The 3,888-nt window shown below is 47.9% G+C and carries 4 protein-coding genes; all 4 read right to left on the reverse strand.

Annotated elements, in window-relative coordinates; translation table 11 throughout:
• On the reverse strand, window positions 1–822 hold an 822-nt coding region (locus JDF658_RS11825), incomplete at its 3' end, for a 4Fe-4S dicluster domain-containing protein (RefSeq protein WP_242946675.1).
• 133 nt (window positions 823–955) lie between these two features.
• Entirely contained in the window at window positions 956–1,276 is a 321-nt protein-coding gene (locus tag JDF658_RS11830) for a hypothetical protein (RefSeq protein WP_078665094.1), read from the reverse strand.
• A 74-nt stretch (window positions 1,277–1,350) separates the two neighbouring features.
• Window positions 1,351–2,436 carry a 4Fe-4S binding protein gene (locus tag JDF658_RS11835; protein WP_079907778.1) on the reverse strand — a complete coding sequence of 362 codons (1,086 nt, stop codon included), beginning with the start codon at window positions 2,434–2,436 and terminating at the stop codon, window positions 1,351–1,353.
• A 96-nt stretch (window positions 2,437–2,532) separates the two neighbouring features.
• Window positions 2,533–3,846 carry a sigma-54 dependent transcriptional regulator gene (locus tag JDF658_RS11840; protein WP_079907780.1) on the reverse strand — a complete coding sequence of 438 codons (1,314 nt, stop codon included), beginning with the start codon at window positions 3,844–3,846 and terminating at the stop codon, window positions 2,533–2,535.
• Between the last annotated feature and the right edge of the window lie 42 nt (window positions 3,847–3,888).

Below are 3,888 nucleotides of genomic sequence, written 5' to 3' on the forward strand. Positions count from 1 at the left end.
GGCTACCCCTTGTTCAATCAGGGCTTTATTGATTTCTTCAAAAGGTACGGCAGATACATAGAAAGTGGAAGTACCTCCGTTTTCCTTTTCACCATAGATGTAACCGCCAATTTCTTCAGCCCGTTGCTGAGCCAATTTCCGCATTTCTTCCCTGGGCCCGAAACTGATAGCTCCGTGCGGGCAGGCTTCCACGCAGGCAGGCTGTTTGCCTTCTTTCACCCGGTCCAGGCAAAGATCACACTTATACATGACCCCGCCTCCAATTAGGCCGGGCAGTACTTTCATATAAATCCCCACTCCGCCTTGCCGCTGAGGAATATGCCAGGGACAAACAGCCTGACACTTGGCACCGCCAAAGCAACCATTTTCATCAATCACTACCGCTCCTTCAGGGGTTTTGTTATTGACACCGAAGGGGCAGAGATTAGCACAGGGCGGGTTATCGCAATGCATACAGCGCCGCGGAATGCTAATCTCTACATCCTGCCCTTGATGTTTAACTTTTACTTTTTGAATATAAGTCCAGTTATACGGAGTTAAACGATCTTTAATACTTCTCTTTTTGGACCAGTCCTCAAATTTTCCGGTCGGCCAGTTTACCGGAATAGGGCCTTTCGGCTCAGGGAATTTATGCTGGTTCGCATTCCGGCAGGCGTCTACACAAACACCGCAACCGGTGCATTTAGTCAAATCTATGACAGTGCCATAACCCTGTTCTCCGCTCGCAGCATTGGCCTGCTGGGGGCCCTGACTCAAAACCATGGCTCCGGCCACGCCGGCAGTCAGGCTTCTTTTCAGGAATTCTCGTCTCGATACTTTCACCAAAATCTACCTCCTTTTCGTTATACCCTTACTGGGTATGTGTATTTGTCGTAGTTTATTATATTCAACTCTTTTATCTATGTCAATACTTTTTATTCAAACAAAAAACAGGTGCCAGCGCACCTGTTTGCCATCAACCAAGGGGTTCCCCTTCACTCAAAATATCCTTTACTATTTCCCGTAACACACTGCGGACAGCCGGGCTTTTCAATAATTCCGGCAAATTGGCTCGCAGCCAGCTGCGAATGCGGGTCTGTTGTTCCGGTTTGCTGATATATTCTTCCGCTATTTTGCTCAACTGCTGTCTACCTTCCGGACTGTTCAAATATTGCTCAATGGCTTCTGTGATTTCAGGCAATGAAGGCGTGGGAGCAGGAGTGGGGTGCGGACAGACTGGCTGCTGATTGGGTTGTTTGTAACAGCAATATAGCCAATAATAGGGCCAGTAAAACATAAAAATATACCTCCCGCAGGGTAGGAGTTTTAATTCATCTTATGCTCTACCCCTGCGAGAGGAACTACTAAATTTTATTTTTCCTTCAATTTTTCAGCAATATAGGCTCTCAGGTAATCCATATCTTTGCCTTTTTCCGCCATTACTTCCTTTAGATGCTCGCCGGTCTCCGCCTCGGATAACCCCAATTCCCTTGCTAACTGATTTTTATCCAGTCCGAAAGCCCGGGCAACGTCTTCCAGTGTCATCCACCCTTTAATCTGAGCCGGATCATTAATTTGTTCTATTTCGGCAGCAACCGGAGTAGACTGCCATATCCCTGTCACCTGTGTAATCAGGGGTGGCAGGAAAAAAGCCAATAACCCCAGCACCAGAAATAAACCCTTGCTCTTTATGGTCAGTGTCTCCGGTACAGGACAGGCATCTACACATTTCAGACAGCTGACACAGGATGAATCTGTTATTTTTTCCCGTTCAGTTATTTTTACCGCTGTCGGACAAACCCGATCACAGCGATGGCAACTAATACAGGTCTCAGCCTTACGACCGGGTCGTAATGAACCCAGTTTGTTAAATAATCCCACCAGACCGCCCAGGGGGCACAGATAGCGGCACCAAAAGCGTGATACGGCCATACTGCCAGCTATAAACAGGCCAATTACCAGCACAGGTATATAATCCTCAAACTTGAAGTGAAAGAAGGCTTTGTAGGGATCGTAACTTTCAAAAACCAGTTCATTTGCGTAGTAGGTAGCAACCACAATTATTACCAACATCAGGTAACGTCCATAACTGAAAATATGATCCAGGTTTCTCCCGAGTTCCAGCTGCCGCCTAAATATTTTTTTGCTTGCCCAGGCAAAGAAATCCTGTAATGCTCCCAGCGGACAGAGCCAGCCGCAAAAAAAGCTACCGGCCAGGAAAGCAGATAAAACCAGGCCACCAAATAAAATCAGATTTGACCAGTTGGTTTTTTCTATAAAGGTGCCGCTGACTGCCAGTGTTGCAGCTGTTTCCACCGCCCCAAAAGGGCAAAACGAATCTAGGGGGGCCGCTCCCTTTGGTCCACCTCCTACTAACTGGTGCCTAAGGCCCAGCCAGGCTGCCAAAACTACCATGCTCGTGAGAATCAGTCTGCGCCATAATTGTGTTTTCTGCATTCAAACCACCTCCACCAGAATATAAGGCAAAAACCGTGCCAAACAAAAAACCGCCAACAAAGGCGGTTTTAGTGGATTTAAATTGCAAAAATTGCACTATTTAATGCAATAATTTTGCATTTTATAGTATAAAGTTCTGAGGCTGATCCCTAATAAAGCCGCTGCCTTTTTCCTGTTACCCCCGGCCAGGACCAGTGCCCGTTCTATGGCCTTACGTTCTAACCGGTAAAGATTTACTTCACTTTCACCAGTTTCAGGCAGAACCGGCAAATCAAGATCAAAGGTTTCCTGACGCCCGTCCCAAAACAACATGGATCGTTCAGCCACATTCGCTAATTCCCGCACATTCCCCGGCCAGGAATATGCCAGCGCCCTGGCCTCTAATTCCTCATCAAATTCCGGCTTCGGCTTGCCCAGTTTGGCCGCCTGCCTGACACAAAAATGCTGCAACAGAGGCAGAATATCCCCTTTCCGCTCCCTTAATGGTGGTATGGTGAGCTGAACCACATTCAAACGATAATACAAGTCGGCCCGAAAACGTCCAGCGGCTACTTCTTGCGCAAGATCCCGGTTAGTGGCCGCCACCAGGCGCACATCAATCCTGATTTCCTTCACTCCTCCTACCGGCATTACAACCCGTTCCTGCAAAACCCGAAGCAGTTTGGCCTGCAACGATAAAGGCAATTCTCCGATTTCATCCAAAAACAGGGTTCCACCATCAGCCAGACGCAATAAACCGGGATAACTCTGCTGGGCACCGGTAAAAGCCCCTTTTTCATGCCCAAATAGCTGGCTTTCCAGTAAACTTTCCGTCAACGCCGCGCAGTTGACCGCCAGAAAGGGTTCATCCCTGCGTTGACTGAATGCATGTAAGAGGCGGGCCACTACTTCTTTGCCTGTTCCCGTTTCGCCAGTCAACAGAACGGTTGTGTCCACCTGGGCAACTACCTTGATTTTCTCTAAAAGATTCCTGCTCAAAGGGTCCACTCCTATAAACTCCGGAACCCCATCCCGGTATTTTTCCGCTTGCACCCGACGCAACAGTTTACGGCGTTCCAATGCTTTATTTAATACGGTCTGTAACTGCTCCGGACCAGACAGTGGTTTGGTCAGAAAGTCATCAGCTCCTGCCTGAATAGCCTGAACGGCAGTTTCAATTGTACCATAGGCCGTAATTACCAGAAGTGCACCGTCAAAACCCTGAGCTCGTAACTCCCGCACCACCTCAATACCGTTTTTATCCGGCAAACGCAAGTCGCAAAAAACAGCATCAAAATGTTGTTGCCGCCAGAGTGCAAAGGCTCTTTCTGCATTTTCTGCTGCTTCCGTTTCAAAGCCAAGCTTTTTTAACATCCCACCAAGCATCAAACGTACGGATTTCTCATCATCAATAACCAGTATCTTTTTCATCCTCCCACCTCCTCAGCTTGAGTGTAACCCGACCCCCGCCAT

It is taken from the genome of Carboxydocella sp. JDF658 (genome assembly GCF_002049395.1).
In the GTDB taxonomy this organism is placed as follows: Bacteria; Bacillota.